Source organism: Streptococcus cristatus ATCC 51100 (genome assembly GCF_000222765.1).
In the GTDB taxonomy this organism is placed as follows: Bacteria; Bacillota; Bacilli; order Lactobacillales; family Streptococcaceae; genus Streptococcus; species Streptococcus cristatus.
Window position 1 is genome coordinate 127,272 of sequence record NZ_AFUE01000010.1, and the last position, 20,677, is coordinate 147,948.

Consider the following 20,677-nt stretch of genomic DNA (forward strand, 5'->3'; position numbering starts at 1 on the left):
AAGCTATAGGAGCTTGAAAGCACAAAAAAACGAAAGTCCCGCGGATATGCAGAAACATGACAAAATCTACTAAATAAAGTTTCCTTTAAAAAATAGACTTAATTTTTCATGTCTCCGTGTACCTCCGAAATCATTCTACCCTTAGTCTAGCAAAAAGGGCAAAATAAGTCAATAAAAATCCTGAAAGATTACTTTCAGGATTCGTCATGTTTATACATTGAGTACCTTGTCCAAGAAGTCCTTGAGACGTGGATGCTGAGGGTTATCGAAGATTTGGTCTGGTTTGCCGTCTTCTAGGAATTCACCGTCAGCGGTAAAGATGACGCGATTAGCAACCTGACGGGCAAAGCCCATTTCGTGAGTCACAATCAGCATGGTCATGCCCTGCTGAGCTAGATCCTTCATAACGTTGAGAACGTCACCAACCATTTCAGGGTCGAGAGCAGAAGTTGGTTCGTCAAAGAGCATGATATCTGGGTTCATAGCTAATCCTCGAGCGATGGCCACCCGCTGTTTTTGCCCTCCTGACAGGCTGTCTGGTTTGGCATCAGCCTTGTCTGCCAGCCCAACCTTCTCCAAGAGCTCCATACCAAGCTTGTCTGCATCAGCTTGGCTCATTCGCTTGTGCTCAACAGGAGCGAAGGTGATATTTTGCAGGACAGTCATGTGTGGGAAGAGGTTGAAGTGCTGGAAGACCATTCCGATATCTTCACGAACATGGTCTACATTTGTAGCCTTATCTGTCAAGTCATAACCGTTGACAGTAATGGTTCCGCTAGTTACTTCTTCAAGTAGGTTCAGGCTGCGTAGGAAAGTTGATTTACCTGATCCAGAAGGACCGATGATACAAACAACATCTCCCTCATAAAACTTAGCACTAATCCCTTTTAGGACTTCATTCTCACCATAGTATTTATGTAAATCATTAACATCAATTTTTAATTTAGCCATTAGTGAATCCTCTTTTCTAAGCGTTTAGCCAATCTTGTTAAGAGTGTGATGATGACCAAGTAAAGCACTGCTAGGATAGCATACATCTTGAAGCTCTGATAGTTACGGGCAATGATGATTTTACCTGTTTGGAAGAGCTCAACAAGTCCGATAGCTGATACGATAGTTGTATCCTTGAGAGCGATGACGAACTGGTTGACAAAGTTTGGCAGCATAATCTTGGTTGCTTGAGGCAGGATAATCTTGCGCATGGTTTTTCCATACGAGATACCTAGACTTCGGCTAGCTTCCATCTGTCCGACTGGAACGGCTTGAATCCCTCCGCGAACAATCTCAGCGATATATGCACCAGCATTGAGTGACAGAGCAATTGTTCCTGCAACGAAGTCGTTGATTGGACTTTGCTGACCAGTCATAGATTCAAGGAGATTTGGAATTCCCCAGAAAATGAAGGCAGCCAGAATCATAAGTGGAATACCACGAATAACGTCAACAAAAATTTCTGAAATGATGCGAAGCGCTTTGATAGGGCTGACGCTAAACATCCCAAAGATAATCCCGATCACCATGGCAATCGCAAAGGAGATCAGTGCTAAAGCAATGGTAATTCCAAGTCCGCTTAACAGCTGTTTGTAGTTGTTTTGGAGAAGTCCCCAGATAGTTGTTTCATCAACGGTTGTGGAATTATCCTTCTCAGCTGAGAGATATTTATCAAGAATTTCTTGATATTTACCATTCGCTTTTAGATTAGCCAAACCATTATTGAACATCTCGATGAGTTCAGGGTTGGTGCCTGCTTTTACTGCAAAAGCAACTTCACCACTAGGGGTTCCCTCAATTGGCGTTTTCATTTTCTTTCCTTGGTTGATGGCATATTTGACAACGGGCTCATCGTCCATAATAGCAGCGACAGAGCCAGAGTTCAGACTATCATACATAGAAGAACCGTCTGAAAAGGTTTTGATTTTGTAGCCGTATTTGCTTTGATTTTCGACGAGGAAGGTTTGAGAGGCCGTACCGTTCTTGACTCCGACGGTCTTTCCTTTCAAGTCTTCATAGGAGCTAATAGTGCTCGATTCTGTCACCGCAAGGATAGAGTTAGCAGTGTAGTATGGTTCAGAGAAATTAAAGGTTTCTTTGCGGGCCTCTGTCACAGACATCCCCGCAATCATCCCGTCAGCTTGACCAGATTGAACAGCATTGATGGCAGCGTCAAAACCAGGGTTAGAGATTTCCAGTGTAAAACCTTGGTCTTCGGCAATGGCTTTGATCAAGTCCATGTCAATACCAGTATATTGGTTGCTATCATTTTGGAAAACGAAAGGAGCAAAGGATGAGTCGCTGGCAATCGTATATTTAGCTTTGACTGGGGTGGCTTTTTGTCCAGACTTGGTTGTCGTCTCTGGTACTGCTGAGTTGGTTGAAGTGCTAGAAGTAGCAGTCCACTTGGTGATGATGTCCTTCAAGGTGCCATCTTTTTTCATCTGAGCCAAGGCTTCGTTAAACTCAGTCACTAGATATTCGTATTTGCTGCCTTTTTTGACACCAAATGCGAAGCTACCAACGGCCTCACCTTTCATTGAGATTTTCAAATCTTGTCCTTGGCTGATTGCGTACTCGATAACGGGTTGGTCATCCATAGCTGCATCAACGGCTCCAGCTGTTAGGCTGTTATACATAAGGTCGCCTGTATCAAATGTTTTGATAGTAAAGCCGTATTTGTCCTTGATTTTTTCAAGGAAACGTTGTGCGGCTGTACCGTTTTTAACTCCGACAGTCTTTCCTTTAAGTTGATCGTAAGATTTTACTGTATTAGCCTTGGTCGTTGCGATGACAACTTTTGTGTCATAATATGTATCAGACATGGTAAAGACTTTTTCGCGTTCAGCCGTCTTGGTCATACCTGCTATAATGGCATCGGCCTGTCCTGCTTGAACGGCATTGACAGCAGCGTCAAAGCCAGGGAAGGACATTTCATATGCCCAGCCTTTGATTTCAGCAACTTTATTGATAATATCTACATCAATCCCTTTATAGGTTTGATCGGAATCTTTAAATTCAAATGGGGCATAAGCCGTGTCAGATACGATTTTGATGGTATCTGCATGAGTGGTTGTCCCTAGTGCAAGGATAGGGAATAACGCTAGCAGAAAAGCTATGATTTTTTTCTTCATATTTTCTCTCCTTTAGTTGAATATTTTTTGATTATATCAGAAAAATTTAAGAAAGGCAAATATTTTCTTTTTCTTATGTTATATCTTCTGACATAAAGAAGTGAATTGACTTTCATTTTATCATCATAAAATATGTTATAATAAATGATGAAAGGAGATTTCTATGTTTAAATCACGCATGTTAGATAATGTGAAGCTGTCGCGCTACATTCCTCCTATTTGGTTAGCAGTTCTGATCTCCATTGGCTTTATCCACGTAGGAGAAATCTTTGCAGGGATCATCATTGGAACTGTGCTTGCTATGGTAAATCCGATAGATGACAGGGCTACACTTATGGAAGTGTTCGGGCATTATTATATCTTTTTTCAGCTGGGTAGTTTTTTCTTTATGGCCTTACTTGTTTTTCTGTGGGTCAAGTTTCGAGAAAAGAGAGCTTTCTCCAGCCTGGGTTTCTTTAAGGAAGGATGGCTGAAAGAACTGGGCAGAGGCTTCCTTATTGGAGCCGTTCAGTTTTCACTGGTTGTTGTCTTGTTCTTGGTAACGGGGACAGGCAGCCTGAAATTAGGTCAGCTTAACTTGCAGTCTTTGATTTTTGTCCTAGCTATCATTCCTTTCTGGATTCTACAAGGCGGAACAGAAGAACTAGTGACGCGTGGTTGGCTCTTTCCAGCAGTTAGTGCTAAGTCAAATATCTTCATTGGTATCTTGATTTCTAGTGCTCTATTCGGGGCACTGCACCTCTTTAACCCTGGTGTGACCGTTCTTTCTATTGTCAATATCATACTAGACGGTATCTTTGCTTGTTTCCTTATGCTCAAGTATGACAATATGTGGGTACTGGCTGGCATGCACGGCGCTTGGAATTTTGTGCAAGGAAATATCTATGGCATTCAGGTCAGTGGCCAAGGAGCATCTACCTCAATCTTGAGCTATAGCTCACAATCTTCTGTGGATTTGTTATCCGGCGGAGCTTTCGGTGCTGAAGGATCTATTTTTGCCAGTATCGTCCTGATTGGCTGCATTGCCTATCTTTACTGGTCACTTAAAAAAGAAAATCGCCTGCCTCAGGCGCTGATCTTTAAGAAATAAGCATTTTGCCCAGTTTAGCTGGGCTTTTTTATGTCTTTTAAATAGGTGTATGACAAGGGACAGAAGATGGTAGAAGTATGAGCCTCTTAGTTATACCCAAATCCAGAGAAAATAGGGCAAATATGGTAAAATGATAGAAGCACAATTTGAGGAATAAAAGATGATTAACAGAATTACAGATAATAAATTTGAATTGGTTTCCAAGTATCAGCCTTCAGGTGACCAGCCCCAGGCTATCGAGCAGCTAGTGGATAATATCGAGGGAGGCGAGAAAGCCCAGATTCTCATGGGGGCGACTGGTACTGGTAAGACCTATACCATGAGTCAGGTTATTGCTCAGGTCAACAAGCCGACTCTGGTTATCGCCCATAATAAAACGCTGGCCGGCCAGCTTTATGGTGAGTTCAAGGAATTCTTCCCCAATAACGCAGTGGAATACTTCGTTTCCTACTATGATTACTACCAGCCTGAAGCCTATGTGCCTTCCAGCGATACTTATATCGAAAAGGATAGCTCGGTCAATGACGAGATTGACAAGCTCCGTCACTCGGCGACATCTGCCCTCTTGGAGCGCAATGACGTGATTGTCGTGGCTTCGGTCTCTTGTATCTATGGCCTGGGATCGCCTAAGGAATACTCTGACAGCGTGGTAAGCCTGCGTCCTGGACTGGAGATTTCTCGTGACAAGCTACTAAATGATCTGGTAGATATCCAGTTTGAGCGCAATGACATTGACTTTCAGCGGGGGAAATTCCGAGTCAGAGGTGATGTTGTGGAAATTTTCCCAGCTTCTCGGGATGAACATGCCTTTCGGGTAGAGTTTTTCGGAGATGAGATTGACCGGATTCGTGAGGTCGAAGCCTTGACAGGACGAGTCTTGGGTGAGGTGGACCATTTGGCCATCTTCCCAGCTACTCACTTCGTCACCAATGAAGACCACATGGAAGTAGCCATTGCCAAGATTCAGGCGGAGCTGGAGGAGCAGCTAGCTATCTTTGAGAAGGAAGGCAAGCTTCTGGAAGCCCAGCGCTTGAAACAGCGTACGGAGTATGATATCGAAATGCTGCGTGAAATGGGCTATACAAATGGCGTTGAGAACTATTCACGCCACATGGATGGTCGAAGCGAAGGAGAGCCGCCTTATACCCTTCTGGACTTTTTCCCTGATGATTTCTTGATTATGATTGACGAGAGTCACATGACCATGGGACAGATTCGGGGTATGTACAATGGCGACCGCTCGCGTAAGGAGATGCTGGTTAATTATGGTTTCCGCTTGCCGTCTGCTTTGGACAACCGTCCGCTGCGCCGAGAAGAATTTGAAAGCCATGTGCACCAGATTGTTTACGTTTCAGCGACACCTGGTGACTATGAGAAAGAACAGACGGATACGGTTATTGAGCAGATCATCCGGCCGACAGGGCTTCTGGATCCAGAAGTGGAAGTCCGCCCAACTATGGGGCAGATTGATGATCTTTTGGGTGAGATCAATGCTCGTGTTGAAAAGAATGAACGGACCTTTATCACAACCCTGACCAAGAAGATGGCGGAAGACTTGACGGACTACTTCAAGGAAATGGGTGTCAAGGTCAAGTACATGCACTCGGATATCAAGACCTTGGAGCGGACTGAGATTATCCGCGACTTGCGCTTGGGTGTCTTTGACGTTCTGGTTGGGATTAACCTGCTGCGCGAGGGAATCGACGTGCCGGAGGTTAGTCTGGTTGCAATTCTTGATGCAGATAAGGAAGGTTTTCTCCGCAACGAGCGTGGCCTGATCCAGACTATTGGCCGGGCAGCCCGCAACAGTGAGGGGCATGTCATCATGTATGCGGACACCATGACCCAGTCCATGCAGCGTGCTATCGATGAAACGGCCCGCCGTCGGGCAATCCAGATGGCTTATAATGAAGAACACGGCATTGTACCGCAGACCATCAAGAAAGAAATCCGTGACCTAATCAGTGTGACTAAAGCTGCCCTGCCAGACAAGGAAGAAACCGTCGAAATCGAAAGCCTCAATAAGCAAGAGCGCAAGGACATGATCAAGAAACTGGAAGGCCAAATGCAAGAAGCTGCCGGACTTCTGGACTTCGAACTAGCCGCACAGATTCGCGATATGATTCTGGAAATAAAGGCGATGGATTGAGGGATATCAAGGAGAAAAACAAATGGTCATCACTATCAAAACAATGGAAACAGGTGAGGAGATAGAAGAGAAATCCAGAGTTCATTGGCAGACATGGCGAGAAGCTTATGATGAGATTTTGCCTGCGGAATTTCAAGAGCAAATGACCTTGGATAAGTGCCGATTTTATAGTCAAAAGTATCCTGAAAATACCTTGATCGCCTTGGATGATGCTAAAGTGGTCGGTTTTGTTAGCTACGGTGATTTTCGAGATCCAGCTACGATAGCGGGTGAAATTATCGCTTTGTATGTCTTAAAAGATTATTATGGCAAGGGTGTAGGACATCAGCTCATGCAGGCTGCATTTGCTGCCTTGGATAGTTATCCAGAGATTTTATTATGGGTGTTAGAAGATAACAAACGTGCCATCGCTTTCTATGGAAAAATGGGTTTTGTTTTTGACGGCGAGGAAAAGGTCATTGACTTAGGAAAAGCCGTGAGAGAAAAAAGGATGATTTATATCAGAAACTCGAACAGTTAGCTTGAAAACAATAGATATATTTGTAAGGAGCACACATGCGTTATGCACTTTTACTCCGCGGCATTAATGTCGGCGGGAAAAACAAGGTCGTTATGGCTGATTTGAAGAAGGATTTGGCTGGGTTGGGTTTTGAAAATCCAGTTTCCTACATCAACAGTGGCAATCTTTTCTTTGATAGCGAGGAGCAGGAGGAGAGGATTCGGGAGAGCTTGACTGCTTATTTTAGTCGGTCTTATGATTTTTCTTTGCCTTTCGTCCTTGTCAGCTCTGCCATGCTTGAAAAAGAAACAGCCAATCTGCCTACTTGGTGGCAGGATGAAACAGCCTTTCGGCGAGATGTTCTCTTTTATCTGCCAGAAGTAGACAGGGAAAGTGTTCAAGAGTTAGCAGGCAGTTGGGCGAATGACAAGGAGCAGCTGCATTTTGGGCAGACGGCTTTCTTTTATAGCAATGCTGACCAAGCGGACTATCTCAAGTCCAACTACCATAAAAAACTGCTCAAATCTAGTTTTTACAAGCAACTGACCATTCGAAATGGCAAGACTTTCCAGAAGATTGTGGAGTTGGTTGGAAATGAGTGAGCTAAATTTGGAAGCTGCAAGGGAAGAAAAAGCGAAGCGCTGGAAGTTTTCTAGAGTTATTTGGCTAGTGCTCTATCTCTTGTTATTTATCTTTGTCTTGCTACATTTTAGCTTGAGTCCCTTTGGTTTGGCCTTTACTCCGCTGCTGTGGAACAATTGGCTTTTTCTTCTATCAGTGGTCGTATTTTGTCACTTATGGTTTCTCTTTTTGAAAAAGAGAGGGTTTCGCTGGTTCCATCTCATCTGGGGGATCCTGAGTGTACCTCTTGCACTTTTTATATGGTTTACAATTTTCTTTCATTTCTCTATAGTCAAATCAGAAAATTCTGTCCCAATTAATATGGATTACGGGATAGATGGGAGAGAAGTTATTTTACGAAAAGGCTTTTTATTTGGGGAATATGATGAATACCATGATTTAGTCAATACCTATATCATGAAAACCAAGGTCGATCGTGTTCGCTATATTGATTGATGCAGGTCTTGTCAATGGATCTAGCTCAAAAGCCCGTTCAAACAAGCTAGTAGAGGGAGGTATATGGATGTGAATAAAAATAGGAATGAGTGGATGTGGCTAGATAAAGTGAATACATGGCTCAAGCGCCATGGTTTTCTAGCTTGGTTATTGGATTTCTCCGTCCTTATTCTTTTTGCAATGATTACGGCCATCCTAGTTTTTCAAATCCCCTTCCTCCCTACATATTTAAAGAGTAATTATGTTTTTCCTTTGTTTATAAATATTCTTGTTTTACTGTACTATGCCTATGGTTCTATCCTACGTGAAAATAGTGTAAAGAGGGTCACTTCTTTGAAAGACTTAGTCAATCCTCTCCTTTATATAAATCCTGTGGTTCTTTTGCTACATTACTTTGGAGTGAGGAGCCGCCGTCATAGACCTTTGCTACCACTGCCTACTTTGGACCATCGCTATGTCTGGTTCCCAATTGCCACTTATATTATTTTCTTTCTGATAGCAGCAGTCATCACGATTGCAAGCAAAGGAAGTAAGAAAAAATAGAAAAGCCGCTTTATGTACTAAAGTGGCTTTTGTGCTTGTTCTGATAAATCTAAGGGCATAAAAGCAGCCATGACACGGCCGATGACCTTGGGTTCTTCTTGATGCGGGATAAATTTGTCGCTGTATTTTTTATTGAGTGAGATGAGGCGGATGCCAGTTGGATCGTTGAAAACTCTTTTCAAAATGGTTTGTCCGTCGTAATCAATGGCATAGATAGCGCCAGCAAACTCAAAATGTGTATTCTTGATGAGAGCCACAGACCCTTGCGGATACTTGGGTTCCAGCGAATCTGTTCGAATCCAGAGGGCAATATCATAGTCAAGCTCTTTGTCTAACCAGACGATGTCAGCTTGTTCGGGCTTGTTCAAGAAAGTCTGGAAGCTTTCATAGACCTTGTAAGGAAAATAATTATCTTTTAATCTCTCCTCAGTTGTTTGATCATCCAGCTCTTTTTTAGCAAAGTCTGTCACAGCTTGCTTGCGGGTCTGGTCTAGGGATTGGAAAATATCTGTGAACTCTAGCGAAAATGGTGTAGGGCTATGAACTGATAAATAGCGAGGATCCAGTTCTTGAACATCCATATCAAAGAAGTCTGCAATTTTTTGCATATTTTCGAGGACAGGCAGGGAATTTCCTTTTATATAGCCAGTAAGAGTGCTAGCTGGGATTCCTGTTCCTCGGGAAAGTTCAATTTGTTTGATTTGCTTTTGCTTCAATAAAGTTTTGATTTTTTTAGAAATGAGCCGCATTGCCTCCTTATCCTGGGGGCTAGCGACACCGCGTCCTCTGGCCATGATATTCACTCCTTTTCTTTCTTCTATTTTAACGAATTAAATCGAAAAAGTAAAGAGCTGAATACGAATATTCAGCTCAAAAGGAGAGGATTAAATTTCGTAGCCCATCAAGAGGCCGCCTTCTTCTGCGTAAAAGCTGCAAAGTCCAGAAGTTGGTAGGAATGAAATGTCGGCAGCTGGGAATTTTTCCTTGATAACTTCCGAAAATTGCTGGCAAAATTTCTCGTTATTGCGATGAGCAATGATAATGCGACCGCCCTTATATCCAGCTTTCAGAACTTCATCGACAGTAGCAGTCAGAGCCTTTTTAGCCCCTCTAGCTTTTTGGAGAAGCTCCAGAGTACCGGTATCGCTGGCTTCGCCGACCATGCGAATATTGAGGAGGCCGACAACTGCACCGATTAGCTTACTGAGACGCCCATTTTTGACCAGATTATCTACCTTAGCCAGCACAAAGAGAAGCTTTGTGTTTTTTTGGTAGTGGGTAATGGCTTGCACGACTTGCTCAAAAGAAAGTCCTTCTTTGATGAGGTCGTTCAATTTTTTGACGATCAGATCGACCTCGCCACCAGCCGAAAGGCTATCAATGACGTGGATATTTGCTGTTGGTTTTTCTTCTAAGAAGAGCTTTTTGGCTAGCTGGGCGCTATTGTGGCTACCAGAAAGAGAGCTTGTAATCGTCACGACAAAAATATTTTCGGCCCCTTCAAAGCTTCTAAGGTAGTCATCAGGGCTTGGGCAGGCCGATTTTGAAGCACTTGAAGTAGCATACATTTTTTCCATCATGCCATCAATATCAAGGTGCGCATTATCCACAAAAATTTCATTATCAATCTGAATGGTCAGCGGCACACTCTCAAACCTTGTCTGGTTGGCCAGATCTGTAATCTCACGGTAGTCACAGCCAGAATCGGCAACAATTTTCCAAGTCATTTAGTTTCTCCTGCTCTATCAGTTCTCTACATTGACAAAAAACATGTCTTTTCTTACAATTATAACATGAAGATGCTTTGATATAAAGCCTTAATTCTCAGCTGATACAGGAAGAAAGAAATTGTTATGGCGGAAAAGAAAATATCAGAAAAATCCCTTGCAAATTTAAAAACTTATAATCAAGAATCCAATCGAATTACAAAGGAATCCTTGGAAATTTCTCTAATGCAATTGTTAGAGAAGAAAGATTTGAAAAAGATTACCATCTCTGAATTAGTCGAGCGAGCTGGGGTTTCGCGCGCAGCCTTTTATCGTAACTATAGCTCCAAAGAAGAAATTCTAGAGGGGATTTTCAAAAATACGGTTCAGGGAATTATCGACAAGCTGGAGCAGTTTAATTTTAAGACAGAAATGTACCAGATTTGGCTTTTTCTTTTTAAGGAAGCCAAGAAGGAAGCGCGTGTCATTAGTCTGGCTATTGACTATAATTTTGAAAAGTTGCTGACGCAGGCGGTCTTTGATTTCCTTGAAAAGCGTAGCAAAGGTGGGAAGAAGACAGCTAATTCCTATATGAATTCATTCTGGAGTTCTGCGGTTGTCTCCGTACTTTCCAAATGGATCAAAGAAGGCATGAAGGTTCCAGCTGAAAAGATTGCTGCATTGGGCATGCCTCTTTTCCCACAGAAAAAGAAAAAATAAGAGTTTATACAAATGTTTGGCACCAATATATCAGACTGAAATAATAGATCGTAAAAACTTACCTAACAAGTAAGTTTTTACTTAGTGCTTCTGAGACCATCTAAGACTTCTCAGCTACCATTTAGGATTTGGGAGTCATTTGCGATGCGACCTGTGCTATGCTAGAGCAAAGGAGGTAGACAAATGGCTACTATCGTAATCAAAGACGGCAGCACTCTTCGAAAGCTGGATCTTTCAACAATTTACTATGTCCAGTCCCATCCTCAAAAGCCGCACATCGTTCTTATCGTCACTGGACAAGGCAACTACAGCCTTAGGACTTCTCTGACTGAGCTGGTTAAGCTCTATCCTGATGAGCTGGTTCACTGTAATCGTCAAACACTGGTCAATTTAGCCAAGATTCAGGGATTTGACAGGGAGCGTAAAAGTTTGTTTTTTGAGCAGTCTGACTTAGGAGATATTGTCTGCTCAAGGCGTCATTTAACCAGTCTTATCAAGCGCTGGTCTCAGGAAGGAAGAAAATAAGATGAAAATTTTTGTATTAGAAGATGATCTTAAGCAACAAGCCTATATGGAGTCAACCATTCAGGGAATTTTGAAAAAGAACGGCTGGGAATGTCAATTTTTAGAAATCTACGGCAAGCCGGACATGCTGATTGATGCAGTAAGGGAACGGGGGAGCCATCAGATTTTCTTTTTGGATATTGAGATTAAGCAAGAGACGCAGAAGGGACTCGAGGTGGCAGGAAAGATTCGCAAGTTGGATCCCTATGCTCTGATTGTATTTGTGACGACTCACTCAGAATTTATGCCCTTAACTTTTCGTTATCAGGTATCAGCTTTTGACTTTATTGATAAAGGCTTGTCTGAGGAGGATTTTATCAAGCAGATTGAGCGGGATCTGGCCTATCTTTATGAGAGAAAGGACAGTTTTCAAGCAGAGGAAACTTTTCTCTTTGAAAATTCCAAGTCGGATTTTCAGGTGCCATTTAATGAAATCTATTATTTTGAGACATCAGAAGTGCCTCATAGACTAGTTCTCTATACCAAGAAAGAGCGCATCGAATTTTACGGACAGCTTTCTGAGATTACAAAGCAGGACAAGCGTCTCTATCGCTGCCATCGCTCTTATGTGGTCAATCCAGCGAATATCTCTCAGCTGGATAAGATAGAAAACATAGCCTATTTCCCGAATGGCGCTAGTTGCTACGTATCACGCCTCAAGATGAAAGGATTACGGACAGCTTTAAGGCAGTAGAGAAGTAATATGATAGAAGTAGGAGAGGAATTATGCCAAGAATAATACAAGTTGTTTTACTTGTTTTCGAAATGATAGCTCTGTCTTTCTTATTTTCACGTATCAGTGGAATTAAGTTGACGTGGATTAAGTACGTCTTAATACCTTTTATTTATATATTTTTTAATCTTCTACTTTTTGTCTTATTTAGTGAAACTTTTTTAACTTACTTAGATCTTCCAGTTTATTTTTTAACTTTTTCTTTATTATTAACTAGACAGAGTTCTATTCCTATAATGTTATCTATCTTTTATGGTCTTTTCCCAATTGTCCTTTGGAATCTTCTATATCGTATATTAACTTTTTTTGTTATTCCTATTTTCGGTTTGGAATATAACCAACTAATAAATGAAGAACAGCTTATTTTAAATATTACGGCTTTTGTAGCTAGTTTACTATCGTTATGGATCCCAAGTTTACTACATTATAAATTTAAGCGGTTAAGAAAATTTAGATTAAATGAGGCTGATAAACACCTAGTCATTTTCCTTAATATATCTATGATTTTTTATATTGTATTTGTACAATTTTTCTCTTATTTAGAAATAACTCATAATGTGGTTAATTTGTCATATAGAAAATTAATTGTGATAATTTATATTATTCTCTTTCTCAGTTCGGTAAATATCCTAGACCGTAATTTGCGAGAGCGAATTCAACAGCAGTTAAGTGAACAAAGAGAGTTGCAGTTGAGAAATATGTCCGATTACAGTCAGCATATTGAAGAGCTTTATAATGAGTTGCGAAGTTTCCGGCATGATTACATCAATATTTTAAGGAGTCTGAAGTTAGGAATTGATACGCATGATTTACCAGCCATTGAGCAGATTTATAACCAAGTTATAAAAGACTCAGGTCAAGCACTCAACCAATCTAAGTATGATTTAGGTCGCCTGTCCAATATCCACAATGATGCCCTCAAGAGCGTCTTGTCAGCAAAATTTCTAGAAGCTCAGAGCAAGGGAATAGAAATTGGCTTGGAAGTTCCTCAAGAAATCAAACCTCAAGGAATGGAGTTGCTTGATTTTATCACGATTGTTTCCATACTGGCTGATAATGCTATAGAAGCAGCAGTGGAGACTAGTCATCCAGTAGTTTCTTTTGCCTTTTTGGAGCAGGAAAATAGACAGATTTTTATTGTTGAGAATACAATAAAAGAGTTTTCTATCCATTCCGATACTATTTTTAAAAAGGGCTTTAGCACTAAAGGAGAAAATAGAGGGCTTGGTCTCTCCAATGTTCAAAATATTATCAGTCACTATCCCAATGTTTCTCTGCGTACCATTAGTCATGATCACTCTTTTAGACAAGAGTTAGAGATAAAATGAATTTATTAGATTGCGAATGATTAGATTTGCCACTTGATTTAACTCAATGAAAGTAACAACAACTGTTTATGAGTAAAAAAAGACAATTTAAGGTTTTGAATGCCACACCTGTTTAAAAGTGCTATAATTAATATAGGGTTTAAGAATACGAAGGCACTAAGAGAAATGCCTTGTTTAGAGACAAATATAACTTAAATTCAAACTGTTGTCTGGTTTTTTGTTATTTAATTGTTAGGAGTGACAAGAAATGAAGAAATTATATAGCAATACATATCTAATGCGATTTTTAACTGCCCAGCTTCCTAGTCTGGCTCTATTCATTATAATTTTAAGTAACCAGGTTTTTAAAGCATCGCTTCTAGTCCAGATTTGTTTTTATTTGATACTTGTGAGCAATCTTGTGTTGAATCTTTATTTTATGAACCAAATAAAAAAAGAAAGAAGTTCCGACATCTTATCAAACCAAATTTTCTTTACGATTTTGACCTTGGCTCTGTTTATATTTAGTTCTTACAGACTGATAACGATTAGCGATGACTTTCAAAAATTAATTGCTCTGATATCCACTATTTTATTATTTATCTTACTTATTCTACTTATTTGGGGAATAAAATATGCCAAGGTAGCTAGTAGAAAACATAAAACAAATTAGATTTGGTAAATTGAACGGAATATCGCTGTACTCTCTCTGTTTTACTTTTTCGTGATGTTTTCTAAGAATATTTCTTATAGCATTTTTTCAAGAAGACGATACGGAATATTCTGCTAGTCAATTCTTTCTTATGCTCTTTGTAATTTTATAGTTTTGACTTTATTTTTTCAGTAAAACCAGCATTTGCTCCCAGCAAGTGCTGTGTTTTTTTCTTCAAATGACCATTTAGGATGAAATATAGACTGTTTATGATTTTCGGCTTGTTATTTGAAGAAAGTGCGCTATAATCTAAGCAGGTTAAGATTGACTCTGCAAATGGTTGAAGTCTATTAAAAAAACTTTTAATCAAAAATTTATGTTATAATAACAGCATAATAATCGTTTGTGATTTTGGGAAAAAGGTGATTTGCTATCTCTAATGGCGCTTTTTGGAATGGAGGGCATCTATGAAATTAGAAATGATAGGCATTAGCAAGAGCTATGGCTCTAAGTCTGTGCTCAAAGATATTTCCTGCGAATTTACTGAGGGAGTTTATGGTTTGCTTGGGGCAAATGGTACAGGTAAGACGACCTTGATGAATATCATTTGTGATCTCATAAAGCCGAGCCAAGGAAGGATAAAGTTTGATGGGGCATCACATACAGAAGAGTATATCCAGTATCTCGGATTCTTGCCTCAAGATTTTTCTTATTATCATAACTTTACGGGGCTCGATTTCCTTTTATATATGGCCGCTCTTAAGGGAATGACGAAGAAACAAGCCAGAGTAGAGAGTGATAAGTTTTTGCAACTTACTGGTTTATACGATGTTCGGAAAAAGAAGATTGCTTCCTATTCGGGTGGTATGAAGCAAAGACTTGGCATTGCGCAGGCACTTCTCAACAATCCCAAAATATTGATTTTAGATGAGCCGACTGTGGGACTGGATCCCAAGGAAAGGGTGAAATTCAGAAATATTATCAGTGAGCTATCGGCTGATAAAATCATCCTCTTATCTACCCATATCGTATCGGACGTAGAAGCGATAGCCAAGGAAATCCTAATCTTAAAAGATGGAAATTTTGTGGAAAGAGGTAGTGCTAAGGAACTTCTTTCACTTATCGAGGGGCAAGTTTGGGAATTTCGTGTTTCCGAACGTGAGTGGCAGCGTTTTGCAAGGGATTATGTAATTGTGAATGAGCGGATAGAACCAGACGGTATCGTCTTGCGGGTTATTAGCAGTGATAGTCCTGTCGAAGGGGCGCAGCGGGTGATTCCAAGTCTGGAAGATTTGTATATCTATTACTTTAGAGAGGAGGTAAATGGATGATAGCATTAGTTCCTTTTGAATTGAAAAAATTATTGAAAAAGAAATCAGTTTTAGGTGCAGTCCTGGCTATTATGCTGGTTTTAGCTGGATTGTTTTATGCAAATTTTTTTAATGATGGTCAGATTAGCGGATCTTCAGCTGATCGAATACATGGAAAACAAGCAGTTGTGATTAAACAAAAGATTGCTGAAGAGCATACTGGTTATTTATCTGATGAGTTAATGGATAAAATCGTTAATGACTATGCAGCCAATATGCCCTATTTCAAACAGAATGACTTGTATGATATGTTTTCCTGGTATGCCATTGATCGCCTCGTATCGAATTCTCAAGAAATTTTAACAGATACCTATAAATCTGATGATGTCTTACATTACGATCTGATTAGCCTCAAGTCACAAGAAGAGTTGCAGTCCTATTTCCCTTTAAAAACTTTAAAGCTGGGAAATTTTGCTCCTTGGCATAAGTTATTTAATACCTTAAATGCTGCTTTTAGTTTAATGGTGGTATTTGTAATCTATATTTGCTGCTCTGTTTTCTCAGGTGATCGAGCAAGAAAGATGGATTCATTACTTTTGACAACTAAATATGGTCGCAATCAGTTAACGATTGCAAAAATCGTATCTGTTTTTGGAATTGCTACTTTAACATTTGTCCTTGTTAATAGCCTTGTTTTGCTGGTGTTTGGGACCTACTTCGGTTGGAGTGGTTGGGATACCAGCGTCCAGATGAACTTGGAGTGGATTTCGACTATTTATAATATTTTGCGATTTCCTGTCCATATGAATCTCTTAGAATTGTTGATTCGCCTTATTCTATTCCAGTTTGTTGGTTTACTCTTTATTCTTGGGGTGATGGTTCTCATATCCAGTTTGACAAAGTCGCCGCTAGCAACATTTGCAAGTTCTGTAGGGATGTTCTTGGCTCCAGACTTTTTGATGAATATCTTCAGAGATGGTTTGATGAATAAGATACTAACTATTTTTTCAATTTCAACCGATGGAACGGAAGGAATCTTATTGAAACTTTCCAATAGCAAAGGATTTTTCTTCAATGATTTTACTGCAAATAGTGTCAGCGTAATCATGATCCGGCTCTCTCTCATGCTCCTCTGCTGTCTGATGACTTATCGGATCATTCGAAAAAGAGGACTTTAAACTAACTGTTGTCTATTTTAGAAAAGCAGTTCCGCTTTTCTGATGGAATATACAAGGAAAAAAGAGGTCACTAATATGGAAAAGAAATTGTTTTTTAAAATTTCTCTGCTTATATCTTTTGTGCTAACGGCAGGAGGTCTATTATTAACACTCTGTAATTATTTATTTTTTAATTATCCGTTTTTAAACCAGACTACGGTAGGCCTAATTGTCTCGTTTTTAATGGTTTTGCTTATATTTTTTAGTTCTCATCATAGAAATAAGGATTGATTTTTTGATTACTTGAGAATAAAAAGAAAAAAACTGCTAAAGACATTCTTTGAATTTATCCTTTAAAGGGGTTGATTTTATGACTAATACTAGGCGAGCAGTAGTTGCTACGAGCTTAGGTTTCATCTTATTGTTAGCAGTGGGCATTCTACTGCAGATTCGCTTTGGGAGTATGGTCTTTTTGTTAAGTCTATTCTGTTATGCGGAAGCCTTTATCATCTGGTACGCGAAAAGTAAGTCTAAGTCGCAGATCAGTGGCAGTCGGAGCATTGAACTCTTCTGGCTTTATATCAAGCAGTTGAAAATCTTTTATGTCACAATTTTGTGTCTTGCAATTCCCTTCGTGTCCCTATCTTCTGACCCCACTTATGATTTGTTTTTTGTGCTTGGCTTGTTAGTATTTTCGCTCTTAAGCAATTATATCTTTAGCTCTCATGGCATTCAGCCATCTAAGAAAGAGAGAAATGTAAAAGATTAATTGTTTTAGCTGTAGCAGTTATCCTGATTGCTGTTTTCTACAAAAGAAAAGAGGCTGGGACAAAAGTCCTAGCCTCTCAATTGTCTGTGGAATGTCGAGCAAGACGCAGTGGTTGAGTGGGCTCTACTAGGCTGATTTCATCAGCTTTTACAGCCCTACTCAACTGTGCGGAGGTGGGACGACGAAATCGAATTCTAACGAATGACCGATTTCTGTCCCACTCTCTTTTGTAAAATGTGCAGGCTTAGTGTGCTACACGTTTGCGAGCGGCTTTCTTACGGTTTTCTTCGATGAAAGCTGCTTTTTGTTCCTCAGGTTCGATAACTTTTTTCTTAAAGGCATAGACTGCACCAGCAAGAGCAGCGACAGTACCTGCTACACCTGTAAGAACGCCTTTTCCAAATCCTTTAGCCATGTGATTTCTCCTTTTCTGAACTTTTATTATTTATGTTATAATTAATAGTAACGAAAAATCAAAATTTTTTCAAGGAAAAAAGATGAAAACCAAAATAATTGTGATAGTGGGGCCGACGGCAGTTGGGAAAACGGCTCTGAGTATCGAGGTAGCCAAGCGCTTCAATGGCCAAATCATTAGCGGTGACAGTCAGCAGGTCTATCGTGGCTTGGATATTGGCACGGCTAAGATTCGTCCTGAGGAGCAGGAGGGCATTCCCCATCATTTGCTGGATGTGCGGGAGGTTGGCGAGAGCTACTCGGCCTATGACTTTGTGACCGAGGCGGCTCAGGCTATTCGTGAGATAGAGGCTCAAGGTCAGCTTCCCATCATTTGCGGTGGTACGGGACTCTATATCCAGAGCTTGCTCGAGGGCTATCATCTGGGCGGCTCCGTCCCTCACGAGGAGATTCTAGCCTATCGGGCACAACTGGATAGTTGGTCAGATGAAGCTTTGTTTGGGAAAATAGCAGAGCTAGGTATCGAGATTCCACAGATAAATCGACGCAGAGCTATGAGAGCGCTGGAGATTGCCCATCTGGGAGGTTCGCTAGAAAACAGCCAGCCAGACTATGAAGCCCTGCTGATTTGCCTAGATGATGAACGAGAAAAACTTTATGAGCGAATCAATCGGCGGGTTGATCTGATGATAGAAAGCGGACTTTTAGAAGAAGCTCGCTGGCTGTTTGAGAAAGCTCCGACCAGTCAAGCCAGCAAAGGAATTGGCTACAAGGAACTTTTCCCCTACTTTGAAGGCCAGATTAGTCTAGAAGAGGCGGTGGACAAGCTCAAGCAGAACACCCGCCGTTTTGCCAAACGGCAACTGACTTGGTTTCGCAATCGGATGTCTGTGACCTTTTATCAGGTGGAATATCCAGATTATAAAAAACAGGTCATGGAAGACATCAAGAATTTTTTGGACAAATAGCTGGCTGACCAAGTTTTAGTAAGGATATGAGATGATAGAAACAGAGAAAAAAGTAGAGCGTGTCTTTTTGGTCGGTGTGGAATTGCCAGACACGGAAAATTTTGACCTATCCATGGAGGAGCTGCAAAGTCTAGCTAAGACTGCTGGAGCTGAGGTAGTCGGCTCCTATAGCCAGAAGCGAGAAAAGTATGATAGCAAGACCTTTGTCGGTTCTGGTAAGTTAGAAGAGATCCGACAGATGGTTGATGCCGAAGAGATTTCGACCGTCATTGTCAATAACCGTCTGACACCTCGGCAAAATGTTAATATAGAAGAAAGCTTGGGGGTCAAGGTCATTGACCGTATGCAGCTGATTTTGGATATTTTTGCCATGAGGGCTAGGAGTCATGAGGGCAAGCTGCAAGTGCATCTAGCCCAGCTCAAGTACCTACTCCCTCGCTTGGTTGGACAGGGCATTATGCTCAGTCGTCAGGCAGGTGGCATTGGCTCTCGCGGTCCTGGTGAAAGTCAGCTGGAGCTCAATCGACGCAGTGTCCGCAATCAGATTCATGATATTGAACGCCAGCTAAAGGCTGTGGAGAAAAATCGGGCTACCGTTCGTGAAAAGCGGCTAGAGTCCAGCATTTTCAAAATCGGTCTCATCGGTTATACCAATGCTGGCAAGTCTACGATCATGAACTGCTTGACCAGTAAGAGCCAGTATGAGGCGGACGAACTCTTTGCGACGCTGGATGCCACGACTAAGAACATCAACCTCAGTGGCCAGCTCAATGTCACTCTGACAGACACAGTTGGCTTCATTCAGGATTTACCGACGGAGCTGGTATCCAGCTTTAAATCCACGCTGGAAGAGAGCAAAAATGTCGATTTGCTGGTTCATGTCATTGACGCCAGCGACCCTCATCATGAGGAGCACGAAAAGACTGTCCTCGACATCATGAAAGAGCTGGACATGCTGGATATTCCCCGTCTGACTCTCTATAACAAAGCGGATAAGGCGGAGAATTTCACCCCGACCGTGACTCCTTATTCTTTGATTTCGGCTAAGGCGGACAATAGCAGAGCTCTTTTGCAGCAAGTCCTGCTGGAGCGGATGAAAGAGCTCTTTGTGCCTTTTACCATCAAAGTAGCGCCGGCTAAAGCCTACAAGATTCATGATTTAGAGAAAGTCGCAATTATGGGGAATCGAGAATACATAGATGATGTCGAAACGATTTCGGGCTGGATTGCCGAAAAAAATAAATGGAGACTGGAAGAATTTTATGACTGATTATATTGAATTGGCCCTGAAATACGGCGGTTTTACGAGCCTAGACAGGGTCTACTTAGAGCAAGTATTGGCTGGCTTGACAGAGGAGCAGAAGCGTAGCTTTATCACACCGCCGCCCAGCGTTATCAATGCTTACTTTGCTGAGCTTTATCAAAAGAAAAGTCCAGAAGCTGCAACAGCCTATTTTCTAGAAATTACGCAAGCGCTGGACTTATGGAATCCAAATCCTAGCTTTGTAGAAAGCAAGCCTTTTGTCCGACTCAATCTTTCTGGCAAGTCCTATGGATTTTGCTTTGAGAGCGAGGAAGTCGGCTTGGTCTTCCCTGAAAAGCCAGAGTCGGTAACAGCTGACCTGCTCTTTGAAATCGCGCAAGTCTTCCCACAGTACTTGGTCTACGAAGAAGCTGGGAGAATAAAAATGGTACCTCTCAAAGCTGAATCTCAAGTCGTGGACAGTCAGGCGCTGACTGCTTTGACTGATTGGCAGCAGTTGGCGGATGGCAGCCAGAGAGTTCTGGGTTACAATCAAGATGAAGTCAGTCAGCTGGCCCAGTCCTATGCTGGCAAAAAATACTATCACTCGCAGAATCGCTCTGCCATGATTTATATCATTTAGAAAGAAAA

The 20,677-nt window shown here is 41.2% G+C and carries 21 protein-coding genes; 16 read left to right on the plus strand and 5 right to left on the minus strand.

Annotated features, from left to right (window positions below):
• Positions 1 to 210 precede the first annotated feature (210 nt).
• A complete protein-coding gene (locus tag HMPREF9960_RS09475; protein ID WP_005590533.1) occupies positions 211 to 951 on the minus strand; it encodes an amino acid ABC transporter ATP-binding protein in 741 nt (246 codons plus the stop codon).
• On the minus strand, positions 951 to 3,125 hold the full coding sequence (locus tag HMPREF9960_RS09480) for an ABC transporter substrate-binding protein/permease (RefSeq protein ID WP_005590531.1): 2,175 nt from the start codon (positions 3,123 to 3,125) through the stop codon (positions 951 to 953). The genes HMPREF9960_RS09475 and HMPREF9960_RS09480 overlap by 1 nt, the downstream gene beginning before the upstream one ends.
• Before the next feature lie 163 nt (positions 3,126 to 3,288).
• On the opposite strand from HMPREF9960_RS09480, the gene HMPREF9960_RS09485 reads away from it, so the two are divergent.
• The 6 genes from HMPREF9960_RS09485 (at position 3,289) to HMPREF9960_RS09510 (ending at position 8,483) form a co-directional block, all read left to right on the plus strand.
• Complete coding sequence (locus HMPREF9960_RS09485; RefSeq protein ID WP_005590530.1) at positions 3,289 to 4,215, plus strand: CPBP family intramembrane glutamic endopeptidase; 927 nt, start codon at positions 3,289 to 3,291, stop codon at positions 4,213 to 4,215.
• A 160-nt stretch (positions 4,216 to 4,375) separates the two neighbouring features.
• The gene (gene uvrB, locus HMPREF9960_RS09490; protein WP_005590529.1) at positions 4,376 to 6,364 is read left to right on the plus strand and encodes an excinuclease ABC subunit UvrB; all 1,989 of its coding nucleotides are present in this window, start codon (positions 4,376 to 4,378) and stop codon (positions 6,362 to 6,364) included.
• A gap of 22 nt (positions 6,365 to 6,386) precedes the next feature.
• Positions 6,387 to 6,884 carry a GNAT family N-acetyltransferase gene (locus HMPREF9960_RS09495; protein ID WP_005590528.1) on the plus strand — a complete coding sequence of 166 codons (498 nt, stop codon included), beginning with the start codon at positions 6,387 to 6,389 and terminating at the stop codon, positions 6,882 to 6,884.
• 35 nt (positions 6,885 to 6,919) lie between these two features.
• Positions 6,920 to 7,465, plus strand: coding sequence for a DUF1697 domain-containing protein (locus HMPREF9960_RS09500; protein WP_005590527.1), 546 nt, complete (start codon positions 6,920 to 6,922; stop codon positions 7,463 to 7,465).
• Positions 7,458 to 7,940, plus strand: a complete 483-nt coding sequence (locus tag HMPREF9960_RS09505; RefSeq protein ID WP_005590526.1) for a hypothetical protein — start codon at positions 7,458 to 7,460, stop codon at positions 7,938 to 7,940. The genes HMPREF9960_RS09500 and HMPREF9960_RS09505 overlap by 8 nt, the downstream gene beginning before the upstream one ends.
• Positions 7,941 to 8,003: 63 nt before the next feature.
• Entirely contained in the window at positions 8,004 to 8,483 is a 480-nt protein-coding gene (locus tag HMPREF9960_RS09510; RefSeq protein WP_005590525.1) for a hypothetical protein, read from the plus strand.
• A 17-nt stretch (positions 8,484 to 8,500) separates the two neighbouring features.
• Here the strand turns inward: HMPREF9960_RS09510 and HMPREF9960_RS09515 are convergent, their stop codons facing one another.
• The gene (locus HMPREF9960_RS09515; RefSeq protein WP_005590524.1) at positions 8,501 to 9,277 is read right to left on the minus strand and encodes an XRE family transcriptional regulator; all 777 of its coding nucleotides are present in this window, start codon (positions 9,275 to 9,277) and stop codon (positions 8,501 to 8,503) included.
• Positions 9,278 to 9,367: 90 nt separating this feature from the next.
• The gene (locus tag HMPREF9960_RS09520; protein WP_005590523.1) at positions 9,368 to 10,210 is read right to left on the minus strand and encodes a DegV family protein; all 843 of its coding nucleotides are present in this window, start codon (positions 10,208 to 10,210) and stop codon (positions 9,368 to 9,370) included.
• 126 nt (positions 10,211 to 10,336) lie between these two features.
• Between HMPREF9960_RS09520 and HMPREF9960_RS09525 the strand changes: the two genes are divergently transcribed.
• The 7 genes from HMPREF9960_RS09525 to HMPREF9960_RS11085 all read left to right on the plus strand — a co-directional run bounded on the left by HMPREF9960_RS09525 (position 10,337) and on the right by HMPREF9960_RS11085 (position 17,401).
• Complete coding sequence (locus HMPREF9960_RS09525; protein WP_005590522.1) at positions 10,337 to 10,909, plus strand: TetR/AcrR family transcriptional regulator; 573 nt, start codon at positions 10,337 to 10,339, stop codon at positions 10,907 to 10,909.
• 183 nt (positions 10,910 to 11,092) lie between these two features.
• A complete protein-coding gene (locus HMPREF9960_RS09530) occupies positions 11,093 to 11,434 on the plus strand; it encodes a LytTR family DNA-binding domain-containing protein (RefSeq protein WP_005590520.1) in 342 nt (113 codons plus the stop codon).
• 1 nt (position 11,435) lies between these two features.
• A complete protein-coding gene (locus tag HMPREF9960_RS09535; RefSeq protein WP_005590519.1) occupies positions 11,436 to 12,167 on the plus strand; it encodes a response regulator transcription factor in 732 nt (243 codons plus the stop codon).
• Between the two features lie 32 nt (positions 12,168 to 12,199).
• A complete protein-coding gene (locus HMPREF9960_RS09540) occupies positions 12,200 to 13,534 on the plus strand; it encodes a sensor histidine kinase (RefSeq protein WP_005590517.1) in 1,335 nt (444 codons plus the stop codon).
• A 1,098-nt stretch (positions 13,535 to 14,632) separates the two neighbouring features.
• Entirely contained in the window at positions 14,633 to 15,496 is an 864-nt protein-coding gene (locus HMPREF9960_RS09550; RefSeq protein ID WP_005590515.1) for an ABC transporter ATP-binding protein, read from the plus strand.
• The gene (locus HMPREF9960_RS09555) at positions 15,493 to 16,653 is read left to right on the plus strand and encodes an ABC transporter permease subunit (RefSeq protein ID WP_005590514.1); all 1,161 of its coding nucleotides are present in this window, start codon (positions 15,493 to 15,495) and stop codon (positions 16,651 to 16,653) included. The genes HMPREF9960_RS09550 and HMPREF9960_RS09555 overlap by 4 nt, the downstream gene beginning before the upstream one ends.
• A 349-nt stretch (positions 16,654 to 17,002) precedes the next feature.
• Positions 17,003 to 17,401: a hypothetical protein gene (locus HMPREF9960_RS11085; protein WP_005590511.1), complete on the plus strand. Its 399-nt coding sequence runs from the start codon at positions 17,003 to 17,005 to the stop codon at positions 17,399 to 17,401.
• Positions 17,402 to 17,645: 244 nt separating this feature from the next.
• On the opposite strand, the gene HMPREF9960_RS10195 is transcribed toward HMPREF9960_RS11085, so the two are convergent.
• Positions 17,646 to 17,816, minus strand: coding sequence for a DUF3042 family protein (locus HMPREF9960_RS10195; protein WP_005590510.1), 171 nt, complete (start codon positions 17,814 to 17,816; stop codon positions 17,646 to 17,648).
• 82 nt (positions 17,817 to 17,898) lie between these two features.
• On the opposite strand from HMPREF9960_RS10195, the gene miaA reads away from it, so the two are divergent.
• The 3 genes from miaA to HMPREF9960_RS09580 are packed head-to-tail and all read left to right on the plus strand — an operon-like array spanning position 17,899 to position 20,669.
• The gene (gene miaA / locus HMPREF9960_RS09570) at positions 17,899 to 18,783 is read left to right on the plus strand and encodes a tRNA (adenosine(37)-N6)-dimethylallyltransferase MiaA (protein WP_005590509.1); all 885 of its coding nucleotides are present in this window, start codon (positions 17,899 to 17,901) and stop codon (positions 18,781 to 18,783) included.
• 31 nt (positions 18,784 to 18,814) lie between these two features.
• On the plus strand, positions 18,815 to 20,053 hold the full coding sequence (gene hflX, locus HMPREF9960_RS09575; protein WP_005590508.1) for a GTPase HflX: 1,239 nt from the start codon (positions 18,815 to 18,817) through the stop codon (positions 20,051 to 20,053).
• Positions 20,046 to 20,669, plus strand: a complete 624-nt coding sequence (locus HMPREF9960_RS09580; RefSeq protein ID WP_005590507.1) for a hypothetical protein — start codon at positions 20,046 to 20,048, stop codon at positions 20,667 to 20,669. The genes hflX and HMPREF9960_RS09580 overlap by 8 nt, the downstream gene beginning before the upstream one ends.
• Positions 20,670 to 20,677 lie beyond the last annotated feature (8 nt).

Excerpts from the sequence above, each read along its gene's own strand:
- HMPREF9960_RS09580 (WP_005590507.1), top strand. The coding sequence starts at position 20,046 with ATGACTGATTATATTGAATTGGCCCTGAAATACGGCGGTTTTACGAGC.
- HMPREF9960_RS09485 (WP_005590530.1), top strand. The coding sequence starts at position 3,289 with ATGTTTAAATCACGCATGTTAGATAATGTGAAGCTGTCGCGCTACATT.
- HMPREF9960_RS09530 (WP_005590520.1), top strand. The coding sequence starts at position 11,093 with ATGGCTACTATCGTAATCAAAGACGGCAGCACTCTTCGAAAGCTGGAT.
- HMPREF9960_RS09510 (WP_005590525.1), top strand. The coding sequence starts at position 8,004 with ATGGATGTGAATAAAAATAGGAATGAGTGGATGTGGCTAGATAAAGTG.
- HMPREF9960_RS09555 (WP_005590514.1), top strand. The coding sequence starts at position 15,493 with ATGATAGCATTAGTTCCTTTTGAATTGAAAAAATTATTGAAAAAGAAA.
- HMPREF9960_RS09515 (WP_005590524.1), bottom strand. The coding sequence starts at position 9,277 with ATGGCCAGAGGACGCGGTGTCGCTAGCCCCCAGGATAAGGAGGCAATG.
- hflX (WP_005590508.1), top strand. The coding sequence starts at position 18,815 with ATGATAGAAACAGAGAAAAAAGTAGAGCGTGTCTTTTTGGTCGGTGTG.
- HMPREF9960_RS11085 (WP_005590511.1), top strand. The coding sequence starts at position 17,003 with ATGACTAATACTAGGCGAGCAGTAGTTGCTACGAGCTTAGGTTTCATC.
- HMPREF9960_RS09540 (WP_005590517.1), top strand. The coding sequence starts at position 12,200 with ATGCCAAGAATAATACAAGTTGTTTTACTTGTTTTCGAAATGATAGCT.
- HMPREF9960_RS09480 (WP_005590531.1), bottom strand. The coding sequence starts at position 3,125 with ATGAAGAAAAAAATCATAGCTTTTCTGCTAGCGTTATTCCCTATCCTT.
- HMPREF9960_RS09525 (WP_005590522.1), top strand. The coding sequence starts at position 10,337 with ATGGCGGAAAAGAAAATATCAGAAAAATCCCTTGCAAATTTAAAAACT.
- uvrB (WP_005590529.1), top strand. The coding sequence starts at position 4,376 with ATGATTAACAGAATTACAGATAATAAATTTGAATTGGTTTCCAAGTAT.
- HMPREF9960_RS09550 (WP_005590515.1), top strand. The coding sequence starts at position 14,633 with ATGAAATTAGAAATGATAGGCATTAGCAAGAGCTATGGCTCTAAGTCT.
- HMPREF9960_RS09505 (WP_005590526.1), top strand. The coding sequence starts at position 7,458 with ATGAGTGAGCTAAATTTGGAAGCTGCAAGGGAAGAAAAAGCGAAGCGC.
- HMPREF9960_RS09535 (WP_005590519.1), top strand. The coding sequence starts at position 11,436 with ATGAAAATTTTTGTATTAGAAGATGATCTTAAGCAACAAGCCTATATG.
- HMPREF9960_RS09520 (WP_005590523.1), bottom strand. The coding sequence starts at position 10,210 with ATGACTTGGAAAATTGTTGCCGATTCTGGCTGTGACTACCGTGAGATT.
- HMPREF9960_RS09500 (WP_005590527.1), top strand. The coding sequence starts at position 6,920 with ATGCGTTATGCACTTTTACTCCGCGGCATTAATGTCGGCGGGAAAAAC.
- miaA (WP_005590509.1), top strand. The coding sequence starts at position 17,899 with ATGAAAACCAAAATAATTGTGATAGTGGGGCCGACGGCAGTTGGGAAA.
- HMPREF9960_RS10195 (WP_005590510.1), bottom strand. The coding sequence starts at position 17,816 with ATGGCTAAAGGATTTGGAAAAGGCGTTCTTACAGGTGTAGCAGGTACT.
- HMPREF9960_RS09495 (WP_005590528.1), top strand. The coding sequence starts at position 6,387 with ATGGTCATCACTATCAAAACAATGGAAACAGGTGAGGAGATAGAAGAG.
- HMPREF9960_RS09475 (WP_005590533.1), bottom strand. The coding sequence starts at position 951 with ATGGCTAAATTAAAAATTGATGTTAATGATTTACATAAATACTATGGT.